Source organism: Clostridium sp. UBA6640, from assembly GCF_002455975.1.
Lineage (GTDB): Bacteria > Bacillota > Clostridia > Clostridiales > Clostridiaceae > Clostridium_J.
The window spans coordinates 1-2,978 of sequence record NZ_DKLM01000146.1 but is presented as its reverse complement, the minus strand read 5'-3'; the positions used below and the strand labels follow the sequence as shown (position 1 = coordinate 2,978).

Annotated in this window: 2 protein-coding genes; both read right to left on the bottom strand. The window is 23.6% G+C overall.

Features of this window, described 5'->3' with window-relative positions:
• Positions 1 to 395: 395 nt before the first annotated feature.
• Positions 396 to 1,361, bottom strand: coding sequence for a hypothetical protein (locus B2W91_RS16490; RefSeq protein ID WP_291582902.1), 966 nt, complete (start codon positions 1,359 to 1,361; stop codon positions 396 to 398).
• A gap of 355 nt (positions 1,362 to 1,716) precedes the next feature.
• Positions 1,717 to 2,978 (bottom strand): FtsW/RodA/SpoVE family cell cycle protein (locus B2W91_RS16485; protein WP_291582900.1); only part of this gene is annotated, 1,262 nt, incomplete at its 5' end.

Sequence of the window (2,978 nt, the reverse complement as noted above, 5' to 3'; positions counted from 1 at the left end):
CATAACTACTTAACAGATTCTTCTACTTTATAAATAATTTCTATTTTTCTTTCATTAACTCCTTCTTAATTATTAATCATTTTAAACGTCTTTCTTTATATATTCTTTAAGCATGGTTATTTTATACATTACGCTCTAAATCCTTTTAATAATTTATTTTTAAATTCTAATCCCATTAAATCAGTTTAAATTTATGTAATGCTTTTACTTTAAAACTTCTTATATTAATAAAAATTGATATAAGAAAAAGAATCCTTTAAGATAATAATTTCTCATCTTAAAAGATTCTTTATAAATCAGCATATAAAATTTTCTTTTCTAAATATCTAATTCAACTTTATGTTTATAACTATTATATTAAAACAAATTATTATGTAAATTTAAAATCCACAAGTTTAAGATTCTTTATTTTCTTCTAAATGTTCTTCTAAATGTTCTTCTAAAAATTTGTTAATATCTTTAACTTCTTTTCCCTTTACTAGTAAAACTTCATCTTTTTCACTGTGAACATATAGGTCATATTGCCATAGATTATTTCCTTTGTTGTCTTTTTCTATTACTTTATAATATGGTTCATTATTATAAGTAATCTCTTCTACATATACATTTTTTATATCTTTAAGCCATTCTAGTTTATTAATTTTCTCAAGAGCAACCTTTACTTCTTTTGTATTTTTTAAATACTCTATTTTTGCTTTTTGTATCTTGTCTTTTTCTGCTAATAAATCTTTATCATTATTATTTAACTGTAAAGCTTCATCAATTTTTGATAATGCTTTCTGGAAATCGCCATTTTTAATAAAGCTATCCAATCTTTTTAGTGCAAACTCTTTAGCTCTCTCAGGTATAATTTTTAGTGTGTCTTGTGCCTGAGCATAGAACTTATAATTTTCCCTAACTAGAGCAAACTCTTCCTTTGCCTTAACAAATTCTTTATCTTCAAAATATTTTATTCCATTTTTATAATGCTTATCATCTTGTATATAATTAAGCATTTTATCATATTCTACTTTAATTTTTTCTGATTTATCTCCATAATATTTAAAATTAACTATAGACTCTTCTGCTTTTTCATTTTCAATAGTATTATTTTCTAAACTAAATTTTAAAGCGTCTAATTGATCTAATAAATATGTATCTATTTTTTCTTTATGCTTTTCCTTTTTTGTTTCGTCATAGATCTTATGTGCTTCTACTTGATTGTTTTCAGTAAAATACTTTTTAAAATCGTTTAAATCTCTTACAAATCCAGACTCTGTTGCATAAAGCTTTCCACCAATTACAAGAATTATAATAGCTATAACTGCAAAAATAGTAGATAACTTATATTTCCTCCTTGTTCCTTCGTTTTTAAAACCCATATTCTTCCTCCTAAACTATGTCCTATGTAATATAAACCCTATCTAATTATAATAATATAGCCATCAGTTGTAAAATTTACGAATATTCAAAACATTATTAAAAAAATTAGAGAAGACTTTGTTCCTTCTCTAATTAATATAGCACTAATATTATCTTATTTTAAGCTAATATTTTAATTTAATTCTATAAGTAATTTTAAAATAATTTTTATTTTAAGAAATTTATCTNNTTTTATAGAAAACTTATTTTTCAGAGCATGCTTTAAGTTTTTACATTGTATTCCTATAGCCACTTATGACATCGAAAACTTTAAAGAATAAAACTTTTATAGTCACAATTCTTAATAAGATAAATTTATTTTATTAAGAATTTTTTAAGATTTTTTCTTGAATATATGCTGGATATGAGCCCTAACATAGCCATATTAATAATCATTGATGTACCTCCATATCCAATAAAAGGTAACACAACTCCAATTATTGGCGCAAGATTAAGGCACATCATAATACTAATTGTAAACTGAATAAAAAAAGAGATTATAATTCCTAAAATTATATTTTTTCCGTAATTATTTTTTATTAATTTCATATTTCTAAATAAAGATATTATAAAAATAATAGATAATACTATTATAGAAAGTGCAGCAGCCCATCCAAAATAACATAATATTAGAGCAAATATAAAGTCGTTAGCAGCAAAAGATATCATATTGATTAGCTCTTGATTTAATGTTCCCCCTATAAATTGAGAAGAATACATAATTTTAGATATTGTATTGTTTATATAACCTAAATCACTATGAATATCTCTAGAATTTATGAAACTTATTAGTCTTGCTAAGCGATAAGGCTCCCTAAAACAATAAAATAAACCTCCTAAAACTAGCGAAAAAATAAAAATCGCTGGTATTCTTTTATTTTTACAATTTTTAATTGTTAGCACTATAAATACAAAAGTAAATATTACGGCATATATCTTATTCATTTCTAAAAATAAAATATAATTAGATAAAATAAATATTCCAATAAGCTTAAATATATTCTTTTTATATTTAAAATTCATATTATTTATAATTCCACTTATTGAGATTAAATAAAGGAGCATGATTAATGGTCCTAACATAATCTCACTTCCAATTATAATAGCTGAAATTAGCCCTACTACAGTTGCTATCCCATAAATATGATATGAATATTTTTCTAGCTTTCTATAATCAAAATAATATATGCCTAAAAATACACCTATTCCAAGTAGAAAATGTACTATACTTTTAACTGTCTGATTCTCATAACCCTGTATTAAATTGCTAGTTATTAAAAAATTAACTACTATACCAAATAATGCTAATAAGATTCCTATAATCAAAGTTTTATATTCTATTTTTTTCTCATATACCTTATTAAGCTTAAAGCCTATTTCACCTGAATCTCCCATATCTCTTATAGCTAATTTGTAGGCTTCATCTTTTTCATATCCATTGTCTATGTATTCTAAGGACAGCTCTTCAATATGACTTTTCATCTCTTCTTTTATTTCACCATGTACTTCTTTACATTTAATAACGCTACAAATTTCTTCTAAGTAATAGTTAACCCTATCCATTACATCAACACCCC

Bases quoted from the DNA above. Each gene is read 5' to 3' on its own strand.
- B2W91_RS16490 (WP_291582902.1), bottom strand. From the start codon at position 1,361: ATGGGTTTTAAAAACGAAGGAACAAGGAGGAAATATAAGTTATCTACT.